The following is a 16,004-nucleotide window of genomic DNA, read 5'->3' on the forward strand; positions in this document are numbered from 1 at the left end:
TTGCGTCGTCGAGCATCTGAAAGGGCAGAGGGGCTTGCTCAAGCCAACAACTAGTGGTGAAAATTAGACGGAAGAGAGAGGTGGCCCCCGGTTATTTGGATAGCTCCCCGAGGATTTTAAGTGGATCTCTGCCGTGGTTTGCTGAACGCGGGTTTTTCGATTTGTCGCGGCGGCGGGAGGGCTGTAGGCCCGACCAGAGCAGCGACAAATCGATAAGGCGAAGTCATGCAGCCGTCGCCGCTTCCTTGGCCCCAAAATAGGCCTCGTCCGGCGTGCGCCCGTCAAGCGACGAATGCGGGCGTCGCTCATTGTAGAACGCCGGATATCGACCGATCGACGCGCGCGCCTCAGAGACGCTGTCGTAGGCGCGCAGATAGACTTCCTCGTCTTTGACGCTGCGCCACAGCCGCTCGACAAAGACATTGTCGCGCCAGGCGCCCTTGCCGTCCGTAAGCGTACACCCGGCACCTCCACATCGACGGCCTCCTCCGAATCGGACCGACCACACTCCATCCATCACAACAGATTCAGTCGATTCAACATCCTTCAGGACGGACACTTAGCGCCGGCTAATTGGCTCGCGGTTCGCGCCTGATCGTCAAGCCGGCGATGCCTCGTCAATGGCATTAGCCCAATCATCGAAAAGCAAAATGTTGACGACGACAATCATCGTCTTCATAGTATTCTTCGCTATCATTCAGGCTCCCTTACCGCGCTACAACGCAGGGATATTTTGACTTTGGGCACCCTGGAGATATCACATCAACGATTTTCCAACAGCCTTCGCGAGGGGTCTCTTCCACATGCAGTCGCGCACCATGCTCAAGACTATTCCACGTGGCACGAATGCTTTGGTGATAGGCGCGAGCGGTTTCCTTGGAACCGGGCTTCGTCGCGCTTTGGTGCGAGAGGGTATGCGGGTCAGTTGCTTCGCCCGGACTAAGCCTTCCGACGCGAGCTTAGAAGGTATCGCCCAGTGGACCATAGGTGAGATGGCGGATGAGCGGACTCTTTTACAAGCTATCGCAGGAAATGACTTAGTTTTCCACCTCGCGCACACTACCATGCCAGGTCAGTCGAATACTGATCCGGTGAAAGAAGTTTCTGAGAATGTGAATGGTTCTCTCTTGATCTTGAAGGCATGTGTACAACAAGGCGTACGCAAGATAGTTTTTGCTTCGTCGGGCGGAACGGTTTATGGTATTCCAAATATAGTTCCGATAGCGGAATTCGCGCCTACAAATCCCCTCGCGGCCTATGGAATTAGCAAGGTTTGTGTCGAAAAATATCTTTACTTATTTCGTCATTTATACGGTTTGGATTATCATGTTCTTCGAATAGCCAATCCATATGGCCCTTATCAGTCACCGCTCAAACCGCAAGGGCTGATCGCGAATGTTATTCACCGAGGATTAAATGGTATGCCGATAGACGTTTTTGGTGACGGCAGTATTATTCGTGACTATGTATTTGTCGACGACGTAGTTCAGGCCCTAATTATCGGCGCGCGATATGACGGAACCGAAAAAGTGATGAACGTTGGCTCTGGAGAGGGGCGCAGCATCGCCGATGTTCTTAATTGGGTTGAAAGCGCCTTGGGCATGGGCAGCCTTTCAGTTAATCGAAGGGACGAACGAAAGGTCGATGTGCCAACGAACATTTTGGATATCGAATTGATACAGCGAGAAACCGGATGGCGGCCACTTATAGGTTTTGGAGAAGGTTTGGCGCGGACAATCGCTTGGATGCGTTCGACGCATTCACTTTAAGACTGGCGTTGCTAGGGACTGGGGTGAAAAATCAAAACACGGCAACGGTCCCTCCGCCCGAACGCCGCTTGTTTTGCAGCAGCAGGCGAATCGTCGGCGGCGGATCAAATGAGGGTTAACAGGCGGTGCCCGTCGTCAGATATACCCTACTCCCGGCAGAACCCGAAAATCCTTCGGGTTGATGACGCGGAAGTTGTCGGCGACCGAATCACAAAATGTCCGGCCAGTCTTCGGGGACTTTTTGGCGCAGGAAGGTGAGCGCCGCTTCGGCGAATTCTTAGTGTGGCGTAAGTCTTGTTGTGCGTCAAATGCTTGTGCATTGCGCCCCATAGTCGCTCGATCGGGTTCAAATGCGGGCAGTAGGCGGGAACGAAATGCAGCTTGATGCGTCGCCCCGGCTGCGCCAGCCATTCCCGCACGAGTTTGGCGTGGTGATAGCGTGCATTGTCCAGGAACACATGGATCATGATCCCGGTAGGGAGCTCATTTCTGAGCGTCCAAAATGCGGCGCTCGACGCCGTCGCCTTTATAAGGACCGCGGACATCCATCTTGGCCATGAAAAGCCCCGAGACCGATACTTTGATGCAGACCGAGCATGCCATCGAAGCGGCACTCTTGCGGACGGGGCGGGCCATACGTTTTTAGGATGTCGCGCTCCGCCCGCAGCTTGGCGACTTCAGTAGCCATCCGGCGTAGGCCATTCTCACCGCGAATCAGGAGCATTCGATGACGAAGCGAATGCCGCCGGATGCATTCTCCGGCGTTCAAGTCGAAAGTGGGTTTGGCCGCGATCAAGGGCGAGAAGACGCTGGCCGAACTGGCGCAGCAGTTCGACGTCCATCCGAACCAGATCACGACCTGGGAGAGCCAGTTGCTCGAAGGCGCGGCGGGCGTGTTCGGGCAGGAGAAGGCGGAGCCGAAAGAGGCAGCCGTGGATTTGAAGTCGCTTCACGCCAAGATCGGCGAGTTGACCCTGGCCAATGATTTTTTAGAGGGCGCGCTCAGCAAATCCGGCCTGCTGAGCGCAAAGCGATGATCGATCGCAGCCACGCCTTCCCGATCAAAGGGCAAGCAAAGATGCTCGGCCTCGCCCGCAGCGCGGTCTATTACAAGACTCGGCCGGTCTCGAGCGATGATCTGAAGCTGATGCGGCGCCTCGACGAATTGCATCTCGATTACCCCTTCGCGGGGGCGCGGATGCTGCGCGATCTGTGCGGCGCGAGGGCGCCGTCGTCGGCCGCAGGCATGTGACGACGCTGATGAAACGAATGGGAATCGAGGCTATCTACCGGCGGCCGAATACGAGCAAGCCGGCGCCCGGCCACAAGATCTACGTATCTTTTGCGCGGCGTGACGGTCGAGCGGCCGGATCATGTCTGGGCGATGGACATCAGCTACATCCCCATGCGGCGCGGCTTTGTCTATCTCGCGGCAGTCGTCGACGTGGCCAGCCGCCGCGTTCTGTCGCATCGCGTGTCGATCACGATGGAGGCGGCGTTCTGCGTCGAAGCGCTCGAAGAGGCGCTGGCGAAACATGGCAAGCCTGAGATTTTCAACACGGATCAGGGGAGCCAGTTCACCAGTCTGGACTTCACCCGCGTGCTGCTCGACGCCAAGGTCGCCATCAGCATGGACGGCAAGGGCGCTTGGCGCGACAATGTCTTTGTCGAGCGACTGTGGCGCAGCGTGAAATATGAGGAAGTCTATCTGCACGCCTACGACAGCGTCTCCGAGGCGCGCGCGTCGATCGGGCGGTATTTGGAATTCTACAACGAGCGACGCCCGCATTCGTCGCTTGACGGGCGCACGCCGGACGAGGCCTATTTTGGGGCCAAGGAAACGGCGATGGCCGCATGACTTCGCCTTTCGATTTGTCGCCGCTCTGGTCGGGCCTACGGCCCTCCCGACGCCGCGGCAAATCGAAGAACCCCGCGTTCAGCAAACCCCGGCAGAGATCCACTTAAAATCCGCGGGGAGCTGTCCAAACAACTGGAGCCAGCCCTCGCCAATCGCCCGAGGGCGCGCATCGCTCGCACCTTATGTCGAGCGAAGCTTTTTTGTATTTGCGCATCAGCCAACGCGTCAAATAGGCGTTCACGTGCTTCCAGATCGTCGACATCGCCGACCCATGGAAGCGGCCATAATATTGCTGCCACCCTGTGATGATCGGATCGAACATGGCCGCAAGATCGGCCAGTTCTTTGTCGCACTTCAATTGCCTGCCAGCCCCGAATCGTCTGCCGCATAGCCTTGCAGGCCGCGCGACTGACCGCCGGGGAGAAGTTCACATAGACCCGGCCATATTTGTCCAGCGCTTTGCGCGGTCTGAACGTATAACCAAGGAAGGTGAACTCGATCGAGGGTATGATCCTGTCGGCGATTGATATCCTTGCAGTACACGATACGCGTCTTGCACTGATGCTGTTCGACTCCGCATTCCCGAAAGTGTTCATCGATCCGTTGCAGGACGAACTGCGCCTGCGCTCGGCTCTTGCGATGAATAATCGCATCGTCGGCGTATCGGCAAAACCGAACGCTCCGCAGATGGCGATCCACCCATTGGTCGAAGGCATAGTGCAGGAACAAGTTCGCCAGCAGCGGCGAAACGACTCCGCCTTGCGGAGTGCCTTTGTCTCGCGCTCGGATATTGCCATCCGAGGTCTGCATCGGCGCTTTCAGCCAGCGTTCCACGTACAACAAGACCCAGGGCGTCTGGCAGTGCTTCCGCAACGCCCACATCAGGAGCTCATGATCGATGTTGTCGAACAGACCTTTGATGTCGAACTCGGCGACCCAATGATAATCCCAACACGGGCGATGGCGATCGCGTCATGCGCCGATCGTTCCGGTCGATAGCCGTAGGAATCGGCATGGAACAGAGGATCGAGCTGTGGCTCGAGCCACAGCTTCACGACCGTCTGCGCCACGCGATCGGCTATCGTCGGCCGCCCAGCACTCGAACGCCGCCTGTCTTCTTCGGAATCGGAACGGCTCTCACCGGCGGCGCGAAATAGCTGCCGGAGCACATCCTATTCCAAAGCTTGTAAAGCTTTCGCCAAAGCGTTCCTCGAACTTTTCGATCGTCTCGTGATCGACCCCTGGGGCTCCGCCATTGGCTTTCACATGTTGATACGCCTCCCATACGAGAGCGTTGGGAATGTCGAATGACTTGGGCTTCACGCGTAGCTCCTCCCGCTCGCACGGTTGGCCTCGCCCTGGCCCTGGATGACGCCGCCCCTTCGCTCCGCCGCCATTACAGCGGCTCCGTCCCTTGACGGCGCATCGCTACTGTCGACCTCGCCTTGCGGGCTTGCGGGCTTGCGGGCTTGCGCCTTTCGCTTTCCATCGCCGTCGAAGGTTCCCGCAGTTCAACGTAAGAGCCCGAAACAGGCTGGCGCTGCCTCTATGCCGGACACCGTCTGGACCGTAAGCAGGTATCGTCCAGACTGATCGTGGAGCAACATCACTCCCCACTTTTGATGTCGTCTGAGCGCTTTCGACACTTGAACGGCAGTTCACTTGTGTTCGCCTTCCTGTTCCACACCTGACGCCTCGTGGCGCCTTTTCCGTGACGCTCACGACCCGGGCTTTTGACCCACGCCGCTCACGGTGGTTTGCCACCTGCTCCCGCAAGCCGATGGCGAGGGACCTACCCTCATCGCTTACGCCGCTTGCTGCGGCACACTGATGTCCGTCGCCCAGACCTGGTTCGGCCGTTCGATCTTCACCCCGCGCAGCGGATACGGGTAAATTTTGTGTCCCCGCGCGGGTTTGCTCGTGTTCGGCCGACGATTAGATCGCCTCGATTCCCATCGGCTTCATCAGCGTCGCGACATGCCGGCGGCCCGCGGCGACGCCCTCGCGCCGCAGCAGATCGTGCAGCATCCGTGCGCCGGCGAAGGGATGTTCTAGATGCAATTCGTCGAGGCGGCGCATCAGCTTCTGGTCCTCGGCGGAAACCGGCCGCGGCTTATAGTAGACGGAGCTGCGGGCGACCCCCAGCGCCTTCGCCTGCCGGGCGATCGAAAGATCGTGATCGCGGTCGATCATCTTTTTGCGCTCAGCAATCCCGCTTTTGTGAGCGCGCCGGACAATAAATCGTTCTCCAGCGTTCGCCGTTCTTCGTGACCTGCCCCTTCAAATCGACGGCAGCTTCCTTCGGCTCAACCTTATCTTGCCCGAAAACGCCCGCCACGCCTTCCAGCAACTGGCTTCTCCACGTCGTAATCTGGTTCGGGTGGACGTCGAACTGCTGCGCCAGCTCGGCCAACGTCTTCTCGCCCTTGATGGCGGCCAACGCCACCTTCGCCTTGAACGCCGGAGAATGCGTCCGGCGGCTTCTCTTCGTCATCGAATGTTCCTGATTCGCGGAGAGAATCCTCGCCACCGTCAGGCAGAAAATCCACTCATGCTACTGTCCGAATTTGCGAGGTCAGCTCTCCGCAGGGCGACAAGCCATCGAGCGCGTGTTATGCCGATTGAAAGACTTCAGGCGCATCGCCACACGCTATAATAGGAGCGAGGCCAATTTCCTCGCCGCCGTCTGCATCGCGGCCACCGTCAGCTACTGGTTATGAGTCTGGACCCTAGTGCCAACGCCACAAGTATGCTAAGAAAAAACACGCTTTTCCCTTGGCCACGAACATTGTTGAGGACGCTCATGGATGATTACGCGTTACATGCTCAATCTGTGTCGTTCTCCGCACTCGAAAATCAGCACGGCGCGAACCCGAAATCAGGTGATTACTGGGGTGAGCATTACTACAAGCCTTATTTAGAAAGTGTTTTCCGAACTTCTTCAAGTACAGACTTTCAATTTGCACGCATTGCGGATCTTTTGGCTTCAAACCCTCTGCAATCCGCCCGCATTCTATGCATTGGAGCAGGTGAGTGTTTGGAAGAGATAGCGATCTGTAAACGGCTTGTATCTGCCGGTTACAACAACGTTAGATTCGAATGTGTTGACATTGCAGAAGGCGCGATTGCTAGAGCAAGAGAAAACGCAGAACGTCACGGGCTGTCACGAAATTTTGTCTTTAATATTGGCAAAAATGAGTTGATACTGAATGGGTACGCGGAGGTTGTTATTGCAAACCAATGTCTTCACCACTTCACAGACTTAGAGACTTTGTTCGATAAAATCAGCGAAATTATTGGAATCTCGGGAATCTTTTTGACGAATGATACGATCGGGCGCAACGGGCATATGTTATGGCCTGAAGCGCTTGCCGTCGTAGATAAGATTTGGGCGATCCTTCCAGACAAATACAAACACAATAGATGTCTGAATAGATTCGAGAAAATTTATGGAAACTGGGATAATTCTCGAGAAAATAATGAAGGTATTCGTGCTCAAGATATATTACCAGAATTAATCAACCGCTTCAAATTTGAGTACTTTTTTGCCGGAGGAAATATTGGGTTTGCTCTATTCGGTCGTCATTTTGGGGATAATTTTGATCCCGCTGATCCAGTCGACCGGGATTACATTGATATGATCGGTCGATTAGATTTTGATTTAATTAACATAGGCTATCTGAAGCCTTGCCTGATGGTTGCATGCCTATCTAACCGTCCGGATGTGGCGACTCTTCATTATTCTCATTGGACGCCGGATTTCTGCGTTCGTAAAGAGAGCCCGTTCGACAGCTTGCTTCACAAGGCTGCATTCAATTTAGGCGACACACTGCATTTCGTCGAGCGGGCGCCAGCAGCCCAGTGCTTAGTAGAAGGATGGTCCTCCCCGGAGGAAACCGGTGTCTGGTCTAATGCCCCTCGCTCTCTGGTCGATATTCCGTTAATCGAAACGCTTCAGCCAGGCCCGATTCGTCTTGAAGTTAGCGGCCTGCAATACATGCCGCGCGGCACTCCTCTTGGCCGCGTTAGGGTGAGGATCCAGGGTCGGCCCGCAGGAGAGGTAGTGTTTGGCAGCCATATTGATGGCGCTCTGACGATGAGCACCCTCGTGACGAAGTTAGAAACGGCAACATCGTTGATACGGGTCGAATTTCAATATGACTGGTGCGTTTCGCCGTCGGCCATGGGCCAAGGTACTGAATTGCGCCGTCTCGCGCTTCGATTGGTGTTCATGCGCCTGAGCATCGTCGCTTCCTCATAGGGCCGGCTGACTATAAGCTTCGGCTAATAGAGTTGGCCCGGGTTGATCGGGACTGTCAGGAATCTTGTGTGCAGGGCCGGTTGATAACCATGCCCCTGGGGAAGCGTCCTTCGAACATGATCGCAAACTGGTTTTTCGCCTCGCATCATTCGCGCGGCGGCATTTTCCATTCTCCGGCGACCTGGCGCAAGACGAGATAGAGCAGGTTCATGGCGGAGTCATCGGTCGGAAAATGCCCCCTTGTGCGTATGGCGCGTCGCAATTTGGAAGGCGAAAAACGGGATGACCTGCGCCCAGTTCCTGCGCCATCCTTGCGCGATCAAGGGGTATTTCTTGCCCCAAGGGCCGGCGTCGGCGTCTTTGGCGCGGTAGACCTTTTTTCAGCTCCGCGGCGATGACGCGCCGGTCTTTCCAGGAGGCAAAATCCATCGAATTCCGAATGAGATGCACGATGCAGGTCTGTACGATCGTCTGCGGGAAAACGGCGGTGATCGCTTCCGGAAAGCCCTTCAGCCCGTCGACGACCGCGATGAGAATCCTCGACGCCGCGGTTCTTCAGCTCGTTCATGACCGGTAGCCAGAATTTGGCGCCCTCGGAGCTCGATCCACAGACCGAGAATATCCTTGGCTCCATCGGCTGTGATGCCGAGCGCGACATAAACCGCCTTGTTGCGCACCAGGCCCTCGTCGCGGATCTTCACCCGCAGGGCGTCGAAAAACACCAACGGATAGGTCGCTTCGAGCGGGCGTTTTGCCATTCGGCCACCGTTTCCAGAACGGCGTCGGTGTGGTCGAAATCAGGTCCGGCGAGACCTCGAGCCCATAAAGTTCAACGAGATGCCCTTGGATCTCGCGCACGGTCATGCCCCGCGCATACATCGAGACGATTTTCTCGCCGAAGCCGGGAAAACGGCGCTGATAGCGGGCGATCAGCTTCGGATCGAAAGTTCCCTCCCGATCGCGCGAAACCTTGATCTCGATCTTCGACGTCTCGGTCAGCACGGTCTTCTTCGAATAGCCGCTACGGTGATTGGACTTGCCCGCCGCCGCTTCGCCGTCGAGATGCTCGTCCAGCTCGGCGTTCAAAACCCGTTCGGCAAGCGCCTTCTTCAGTTCGTCAAACAGCCCGTCCTTGGAAAAAACGTCCTTGGGATCCTGAAAGAAGTTGGTCCAGTGTGTCCTTCTTGATCGCCATAGTCCGCCTCCAGCGGTTCTATGGCCCCGCACACAAGATTCCTGACAGTCCCCCGTTGATCTGGCAATCACATCCTCTCAGACAGGAGGCTTCACTTCAGCAGCCTCGCCGCCCCTCCCGCGTAGCGGGTGCGTTCAATCCGCAGCGGAGTCAGACTTCCCGAACTAGTTCATCACCGGCTACGACTCCTCGCCTTCCCGATGCGGACCTGCGATGTCCATCCGCAGGCCGAACTCGAGACCTTCCGGTTCCCGTACAAGGATCTTCCGTACATGCCAAGTTCTACGACCACGCCGGACCTTCGAAGCGCTCGTGATGACGTCTGGCACCACGGCGTTTCGTGGCTCGACGGCTGGCCTATACGCTCCCCAACCGACGCTTCGCCTGCTCCCTCGCGGACGCCGACGTACGGCTCGGGGCCTCGATGTGGATCGCTACTCATTCATCTTATCGGACTTGATCCGACTACTCCTTGCCGGTCTCCGGCGCACTATGGATGCCCCCCCGACCGCTTGCGGTCGCCGCGCTGGACGACAAGATTGTCCAAAGAGCGGTGACGATGGTGCTGAGGATCGAGCGCAAGAAGGTGACCTGGATATTGGACGCCGACATCCGATCATTCTTCAACGAAGTCAGTCGTTAGGAATGGCTGGTCGCTTCGTCGAGCATCGGATCGGCGACAAGCGCATCGTCCGCCTGATCCAGAAATGGCTGAAGGCGGGGGTCCTGGACGAAGGGATTGTCACCGTGGAGGAAAAGGGGACCCGGTAGGGCACCGTGATATTGCCTCTGCTCGCCAACGTTTTACTTGCTTTCCTCGTCATGAGGAAGCCGCGCGCAGACCGCATGAGAGTTCAGCTCAAGGAAATCAGAGGGGAGCCTCGGAGGATGATGCATCTGCCGATCGCCGAACAGGGGAAACGGCTGTGGCAAGTCCTCACTGGCTGGTTCGCCTTTCATGCGGTGCCGACGAATTTTCGGGCGCTTTAGACGTTCCGAGACCGTGTGACCAAGCTCTGGAGGCGCTCGCTTTCGCGACGCAGCCAAAGGGGCGGAATCACCTGGGATCGGATAGGGAAAATCGCCACGGAATGGCTCCAGACGTCTCGCATTCTTCATCCTTGGCCACGGACACGCTTCGCCGTCAAACACCCGACGTAGGAGCCTTATGCGGGAATTCTGCGAGTACGGATCTGTACAGGGGGGCGCTCAGAAATGAGCGTCCCTACCGCGAACACGCCGCCTATGCGAGCATGAGGGAGAATTCTCGTCGCGTTGGACAACGCACTTGAAAGCTTTATAGAAATGGCATTCGATCGAATCGAATGTGGGCCAAATTTGAATCACGCCAGTAGACCAAGACGTGGCGTATCAGTGAGTTATGTCGTAAGAATCTCATTTGGATCACCCGCGAAGGGGTTGGCCACAGTAAAGCGAGGAACATTCTCATGAATAAACGGCGGATTTGGGTGGCCGGCCACAAGGGCATGGTTGGATCGGCGGTAGTGCGGCACCTTGAGATGCGCGGCGACACCGTGCTCAAAGTCGATCGTTCAGTTGTTGATCTGCGCAACCAAATTGCGGTCGAGGTCTGGCTGAAACAGAATCGGCCTGACGCCATCATATTCGCTGCGGCGAAAGTTGGCGGCATTTTTGCGAACGACACTTTCCCTGCGGATTTCATATACGACAACCTAGCTATCCAAACCAACGTTATCCATTCGGCGCACACGGCCGAAGTAGACAGGCTCTTGTTTCTGGGCTCGTCCTGCATCTATCCGAAATTCGCGTCGCAACCGATCAAGGAAGAAGCGCTTCTGACCGGGCCTCTGGAGCCGACGAACGAATGGTATGCGATCGCCAAGATCGCTGGCATCAAATTGTGCCAAGCCTATCGCAAGCAATACGGCCGAAGCTATATCGCCGTCATGCCCTGCAATCTTTATGGCCCGAACGACAATTTCGATCTCACGACTAGCCATGTGCTACCCGCGTTGATCAGGAAATTCCACGAGGCGAAAGTGGAGGGGCGCGACGAAGTAGTGGTGTGGGGTACGGGGACGCCGCTCCGCGAATTTTTACACGTCGACGATCTTGCCAAGGGCGTCGTCTTCTGTCTTGACAATTATAACGAGTATGAACACATCAATTGTGGCGCAGGAGCGGAGATTTCTATTCGCGGGCTTGCTGAGACGGTGGCACACACCATAGGTTTTTCGGGCCGGCTGGTCTTCGATTCTAGCAAGCCAGATGGCACGCCTCGCAAATTGATGGATTCCAGCCGCATTCTGAAGCTAGGATGGAAGCCGGAAATCTCTCTCGAAGATGGGATAACAAGTAGTTACAGATGGTTCTTGGAGAATGGGATCGGTAATGCCAAGGCTGACAGGGCTGCGTATAAATAGCACGGAGCCTGAAATAGAGGCGTGTTAAAAGCCCATGCAAGTTGCCGCGTAGTCATTGGAAAACCGAGTGAACCGCGCGGGCTTGCCGGAGGGCACCGTCAACTTAACAGCCGGAGGTCGCATTAAACCAGCGAGGGCGCGACTCCTGGATCATGCCGCCATCGACGTTCCCGTGATTTCACGCCATGCCGCGAGCGTTGTCGCGCGATGAGCGCGGCGAGCGTTGCCGTCTGATGTTCGGAACGAGGAAAGCGGAAGAGATTGCGAGTTGATCGTGAATGGACAGGAAGCGCTGTGCTTGTCGCGCCGATTTGAACCGCTTCATGATCCTCTCTCGTCGGCGACGTCGATTGATGCGAATTTTCCGCTCGGTTGTTCAGGCCTTTATGTTGGCGATCCAACGCTGGTCTCTTCAGCGTTCACCGCCCGGGTGCGCGAGATATGGCCGGATCCCGGACTCATCGCCATAGACGGGAAAACCTCGCGCGGAAGCAATGATCACACCGACAGCAAGGGGTCAGCGCAGAATCTTCCCAAAATTGTACTCTAAGCCGCATCGAGCAGCTCGGATCGCGGGTTTCTAAGGGGCCGGAAGGCGTTCTGGAGCGGCTCGGTCGGCCAAACATAATCTCCATTGAGGGTGATGTGCTCCCAGCCAAGCAGCGCGATATGGGCAAGCAAATCGTCACGGACTCGTTCGCCATTGGCGCGCAGTTCGGCGACGGCGTGGCTGAGATAGACCGTGTTCCAAAGGATGACCGCCGCGACGACGAGATTGAGGCCGGAGGCTCGGTAGCGCTGATTTTCGAAGGTGCGGTCGCGGATCTCACCAAGCCGATGAAAGAACACCGCCCTGATGAGCGCGTTGCGCGCCTCGCCCTTGTTGAGGCCTGCATTTGTTCGCCGCCGTAGAGCGGGGTCGCTGATCCAGTCGAGGGTGCAGAGCGTGCGTTCGAGCCGGAGAGCTGGCTCCAGTTGTTTGGACAGCTCCCCGCGGATTTTAAGTGGATCTCTGCCGGGGTTTGCTGAACGCGGGGTTCTTCGATTTGCCGCGGCGTCGGGAGGGCCGTAGGCCCGACCAGAGCGGCGACAAATCGAAAGGCGAAGTCATGCGGCCAAATTATCCGAGTCCGCGTTGGTGGGATGGGTCATTCGCGCGCCATTTCGAAGGGAACCGCTAGCCGCCGGATTCGCTGAATCGTGAAGCGTTGAAGAACGTGATCGGCGCCATTGCGCTTGATCAGGAGCGAGCCGGACTCGACATTATTTTCCGACGGCCGCAGTCACGGCGACAATTACGCCGACAAGCGGTCTACCACTACGCCTCGGATACGATCTGCGCGGCGGCCGTCTCGGCGTCCCGATCTATAGCCGTCTTCATACGGGCACGATAGAGCGTGAAATCAGGCGTCGCGGCGCCATTATGGCGCATGAAAATGCCGCGCCCCGCGCGCGTTCGAACTCGAAACATACCGCTCACGCAACGCATCAACGCCCAAATGCGCAGCTATCGTCGCCATGACCCGCCTCCAGCGATTCATGACGACGCAGCCTAGCTGCTTCGATGCCAAACCGGAATCCCCCGCAGCCGACGCAGACTGCCAAAGTAGTGCTAGGACGGCGACGCCACGATCGACAGCCGATTTCGACCGCTTTCGTTGAAAGCGTAGCCAAGGAAATCCTCCAAGACTCGCTGGTTTCATTGCGATACATCCACGGACCTCAGGTCAAATTACCATGGATGCCATCAATGGACGTGGAGCGAGGCTATCGGCTAGGATAGCAAGGGAGGTCTGGACGTCCGATCGCGAGGCTGGTCCGCCGAGACAAAGGCGTACGGCCTCCGGCGGAGCGGAGGTGACAGCGAACGCGTCGCTCACTGCAACACTGACGCCAAGTCCTCGCAAATGGGATTCGAACGCGTGCCGATTCCAGCCCTGTGGCAGACGAAGCCATAGGTGGAAAGCCTCTGGATCCGAAACATAGCTTCCGACCGGAAGCGTTCGAGCAACCAGCTCCTGCCGCGCGCGCGTCTCGCTCCTTATGCCTTCCAAAGCAGCGCTGGCAACGCCTTCTTCGATCCAACGGGTGGCGATCGCGGTGGTAATGGGAGAGGCGAACACGTTGGTCATGCTCAACGCGGACATAAGCCTCGCGGCATGTCTGCCTTCTGGCACGCTCATATAAGCGACGCGTAATCCTGCGCCGACGCATTTGGCGAGACTCGACACGTGAAAGGTAATGTCGGGGGCCAATCGAGCGAATGATGGCAGAGATTCGAGGGGCAACGCGCCATAGGCGTCATCCTCGAGAATCATCACCCCTTGCGCCCTCGCCACCTTGATCAACGCTTCGCGCCGTTTTTTCGAAGTTGTCGTCGTCGTCGGGTTCAAGAGCGTGGGATTCATGTAGAGCAATTTGACGGCCGCATCATTACAGGCCGTCGCGAAGGCCGACGCATCGATTCCTTCATCATCCAAGGGCAGGCCGACGAGACGTAGCCCGAATTGCTGAGCCAAGCTTTTGAAGCCAGGATATGTGAGTTCTTCGCAACACACCACGTCTCCCGGCTGCGTAAAGCCCGACAGCACGCAAAGGAGAGACGCCTGCGCGCCCGGGAACACGAGCAAACGCTCGAGCGCTAGGTCGCCCAGCCGCGGCGATAGCCAACGTGCACCGGCTGCGCGGGCTTCCGGCGAGCCGCCGAATTCCTGGTAGCGCAGGAGAGACGGTAGATCGTCCAGCCCCTCTATCCCGGCTTGCATCCTTTCCAGGAGGGCAGGCGCGTAGGGTTCGGGAGGCATGTTCATCAGCATGTCGCCGCGGATGGGGGAACGCGGCGGCGTCGCAGTCCGTCGTTCAGCGGGGCGGCGGACAAAGGTCCCTTGCCCGACCCGGGAGTCTATCAGACCGCGTTGCTGCGCTTCGGTATAGGCCCGCGCCACCGTCGCGAGGTTCACCCCGAGTTTATCCGCGACATAGCGCTGCGGGGGCAAACGCGCAGACACGGCAAGCCGGCCAGACTCAACGTCCCTTTCGATTGCGTCGGCAATCTCCAGATATACCGGCTTTCCGGCGTTCTCAATCTGTGGCAGCCAGTACTGCTGCTTCCCAGTCATTCGAGCCTCTGCGCCAAACATTCTCGATTTCGAAACCCGTAGCCGACGCTTTAGCCTATGCCTGCAATTCGTGGGCTAGATCTCCTCACATATTCAATCATTCGATCAATTTCCAGTCATTGTGTCGGGCAAGCCGCAAAAGAATCGAGTAATTGGTCGAGGTCCGCTTCCTTGTTGTACGGATGATCCGACCGGCACGGGCCCGGCGGCGCGGGCGATGCTGGATACGCCGCCGTTCATCTCGTCAACCCGGCAAGACTCATAACGGTCCGAAATAGCATCGCAACGGCGGCGAGTGCGACTACGCTCCCGACCCAAAGGGCAACGAGCCAGCCGAGACGGCGGACCCACACGATCCGAAAGAGCGTAAGGGCTCGCATTAGTGATAGCCCTCGCCAGTCCGCACTTTGCCGCGGAAGACATAGTAAGACCATGCAGTGTAGGCGAGGGTGCAGGGGATGATGAATAGCGCTCCAGCCAGCGCGAAGCCCATGCTCTGCGCCGGCGCCGCTGCATCCCAGATGGAGACGGCCGGTGGAATGATGTTTGGCCAGAGGCTGATGATCAGGCCTGTATAGCCCAGAAACAGTAGCAGCAGCGTCAACAGGAAGGGCGCAACGTCGCGGTCGTCGCCGAGTGTCTTCAGGAGCGTACAGGTGGTAGCCAGCACGAGCATCGGCACAGGGGCGAAGAATATGAAGTTGGGCAGCGAGAACCATCGGGCCGCCACTTCCGCGTGAGCGTATGGCGTCCAGAGGCTAACGATCGTGATGGCCCCGAGCAGAGCTATAGCGACCGGCCGCGCGAGCGCGCGCATGCGGCGTTGGAGAGGGCCTTCGGTCTTCATCACAAGCCACGTTGCGCCGAGCAAAGCATAGGCGATCAAAAGGCCAAGGCCGGTAAAGAGACCGAAAGGGGTGAGCCAGTCCAGCAGACCGCCGGCATAGGCGCCATCCCTGACTTCGAAGCCGTTGATATAGGCTCCCAGCGCAATGCCTTGTGAAAAGGTCGCGATATAAGAGCCCCAAGCGAACGCCTTGTCCCAGAAAGGCTTGTGCGCCTCGTCGGCCTTGAATCTGAACTCGAAGGCCGCCCCGCGCCAGATTAAGCCTGCAAGCATCGCGACCAGCGGCAGATAGAGCGCGCTCAGGAGAACCGAATAGGTCAACGGGAAGGCTGCAAGTAAAGCAGCTCCGCCGAGCACCAACCACGTCTCGTTGCCGTCCCAGACCGGCGCCACCGTATTGACCATGGTATCTCGTTCGGAGCGGTCGCGCACAAAGGGGAACAGTATGCCGATGCCAAGGTCGAACCCATCCATGACAACATACATCATGAGCCCGAAAGTGAGGACAAAGGTCCAGAGGAGGGGAAGGTCTATACCCATGGTTGCGGCT

General features: G+C 57.5%; 9 protein-coding genes and 8 pseudogenes. 7 read left to right on the forward strand and 10 right to left on the reverse strand.

Annotated elements, in window-relative coordinates:
• Nucleotides 1–223: 223 nt before the first annotated feature.
• Nucleotides 224–448: pseudogene (locus QMG84_RS18655) on the reverse strand (integrase core domain-containing protein); the annotation flags it as partial.
• Between the two features lie 355 nt (nt 449–803).
• On the opposite strand from QMG84_RS18655, the gene QMG84_RS18660 reads away from it, so the two are divergent.
• Complete coding sequence (locus QMG84_RS18660) at nt 804–1,769, forward strand: NAD-dependent epimerase/dehydratase family protein (RefSeq protein WP_281932127.1); 966 nt, start codon at nt 804–806, stop codon at nt 1,767–1,769.
• 146 nt (nt 1,770–1,915) lie between these two features.
• On the opposite strand, the gene QMG84_RS18665 is transcribed toward QMG84_RS18660, so the two are convergent.
• Nucleotides 1,916–2,314, reverse strand: coding sequence for a transposase (locus QMG84_RS18665; RefSeq protein WP_434085993.1), 399 nt, complete (start codon nt 2,312–2,314; stop codon nt 1,916–1,918).
• Between the two features lie 204 nt (nt 2,315–2,518).
• On the opposite strand from QMG84_RS18665, the pseudogene QMG84_RS18670 reads away from it, so the two are divergent.
• A pseudogene (locus QMG84_RS18670) lies at nt 2,519–3,627 on the forward strand (IS3 family transposase).
• A gap of 35 nt (nt 3,628–3,662) precedes the next feature.
• Here QMG84_RS18670 and ltrA read toward each other — a convergent pair.
• Together ltrA and QMG84_RS18680 are read right to left on the reverse strand one after the other, a co-directional pair.
• Nucleotides 3,663–4,950, reverse strand: a pseudogene (ltrA, locus tag QMG84_RS18675) (group II intron reverse transcriptase/maturase).
• Between the two features lie 503 nt (nt 4,951–5,453).
• Nucleotides 5,454–6,121: pseudogene (locus QMG84_RS18680) on the reverse strand (IS3 family transposase); the annotation flags it as partial.
• Between the two features lie 94 nt (nt 6,122–6,215).
• Here QMG84_RS18680 and QMG84_RS18685 point away from each other — a divergent pair.
• Nucleotides 6,216–6,347 (forward strand): annotated as a pseudogene (locus QMG84_RS18685) (IS5/IS1182 family transposase); the annotation flags it as partial.
• An 83-nt stretch (nt 6,348–6,430) separates the two neighbouring features.
• Nucleotides 6,431–7,888, forward strand: a complete 1,458-nt coding sequence (locus QMG84_RS18690; RefSeq protein WP_281932129.1) for a class I SAM-dependent methyltransferase — start codon at nt 6,431–6,433, stop codon at nt 7,886–7,888.
• A 55-nt stretch (nt 7,889–7,943) separates the two neighbouring features.
• On the opposite strand, the pseudogene QMG84_RS18695 reads toward QMG84_RS18690, so the two are convergent.
• Nucleotides 7,944–9,083: pseudogene (locus tag QMG84_RS18695) on the reverse strand (IS256 family transposase).
• Nucleotides 9,084–9,579: 496 nt separating this feature from the next.
• Here QMG84_RS18695 and QMG84_RS18700 point away from each other — a divergent pair.
• The 3 genes from QMG84_RS18700 (at nt 9,580) to fcl (ending at nt 11,488) form a co-directional block, all read left to right on the forward strand.
• Entirely contained in the window at nt 9,580–9,726 is a 147-nt protein-coding gene (locus QMG84_RS18700) for a hypothetical protein (RefSeq protein WP_281932131.1), read from the forward strand.
• Nucleotides 9,727–9,728: 2 nt separating this feature from the next.
• A complete protein-coding gene (locus tag QMG84_RS18705; RefSeq protein ID WP_281932133.1) occupies nt 9,729–9,854 on the forward strand; it encodes a hypothetical protein in 126 nt (41 codons plus the stop codon).
• A 677-nt stretch (nt 9,855–10,531) separates the two neighbouring features.
• Nucleotides 10,532–11,488, forward strand: a complete 957-nt coding sequence (gene fcl / locus QMG84_RS18710) for a GDP-L-fucose synthase (RefSeq protein ID WP_281932135.1) — start codon at nt 10,532–10,534, stop codon at nt 11,486–11,488.
• Between the two features lie 178 nt (nt 11,489–11,666).
• On the opposite strand, the pseudogene QMG84_RS18715 reads toward fcl, so the two are convergent.
• The 5 genes and pseudogenes from QMG84_RS18715 to cydB all read right to left on the reverse strand — a co-directional run.
• Nucleotides 11,667–11,895, reverse strand: a pseudogene (locus tag QMG84_RS18715) (hypothetical protein); the annotation flags it as partial.
• A 139-nt stretch (nt 11,896–12,034) separates the two neighbouring features.
• Nucleotides 12,035–12,448: pseudogene (locus QMG84_RS18720) on the reverse strand (Tn3 family transposase); the annotation flags it as partial.
• Nucleotides 12,449–13,215: 767 nt separating this feature from the next.
• On the reverse strand, nt 13,216–14,607 hold the full coding sequence (locus QMG84_RS18725; RefSeq protein ID WP_281932137.1) for an aminotransferase-like domain-containing protein: 1,392 nt from the start codon (nt 14,605–14,607) through the stop codon (nt 13,216–13,218).
• Nucleotides 14,608–14,843: 236 nt separating this feature from the next.
• On the reverse strand, nt 14,844–15,041 hold the full coding sequence (locus QMG84_RS18730) for a DUF2474 domain-containing protein (RefSeq protein ID WP_434085994.1): 198 nt from the start codon (nt 15,039–15,041) through the stop codon (nt 14,844–14,846).
• A complete protein-coding gene (gene cydB, locus QMG84_RS18735; protein WP_202073257.1) occupies nt 14,987–15,994 on the reverse strand; it encodes a cytochrome d ubiquinol oxidase subunit II in 1,008 nt (335 codons plus the stop codon). The genes QMG84_RS18730 and cydB overlap by 55 nt, the downstream gene beginning before the upstream one ends.
• Between the last annotated feature and the right edge of the window lie 10 nt (nt 15,995–16,004).

This window comes from Methylocystis iwaonis, assembly GCF_027925385.1.
Taxonomy (GTDB): domain Bacteria; phylum Pseudomonadota; class Alphaproteobacteria; order Rhizobiales; family Beijerinckiaceae; genus Methylocystis; species Methylocystis iwaonis.

Coding starts and splice junctions, on each gene's coding strand:
- QMG84_RS18665 (WP_434085993.1), bottom strand. CDS start 2,314: ATGTCCGCGGTCCTTATAAAGGCGACGGCGTCGAGCGCCGCATTTTGG.
- QMG84_RS18690 (WP_281932129.1), top strand. CDS start 6,431: ATGGATGATTACGCGTTACATGCTCAATCTGTGTCGTTCTCCGCACTC.
- cydB (WP_202073257.1), bottom strand. CDS start 15,994: ATGGGTATAGACCTTCCCCTCCTCTGGACCTTTGTCCTCACTTTCGGG.
- QMG84_RS18700 (WP_281932131.1), top strand. CDS start 9,580: ATGCCCCCCCGACCGCTTGCGGTCGCCGCGCTGGACGACAAGATTGTC.
- QMG84_RS18705 (WP_281932133.1), top strand. CDS start 9,729: ATGGCTGGTCGCTTCGTCGAGCATCGGATCGGCGACAAGCGCATCGTC.
- fcl (WP_281932135.1), top strand. CDS start 10,532: ATGAATAAACGGCGGATTTGGGTGGCCGGCCACAAGGGCATGGTTGGA.
- QMG84_RS18730 (WP_434085994.1), bottom strand. CDS start 15,041: ATGGTCTTACTATGTCTTCCGCGGCAAAGTGCGGACTGGCGAGGGCTA.
- QMG84_RS18725 (WP_281932137.1), bottom strand. CDS start 14,607: ATGACTGGGAAGCAGCAGTACTGGCTGCCACAGATTGAGAACGCCGGA.
- QMG84_RS18660 (WP_281932127.1), top strand. CDS start 804: ATGCAGTCGCGCACCATGCTCAAGACTATTCCACGTGGCACGAATGCT.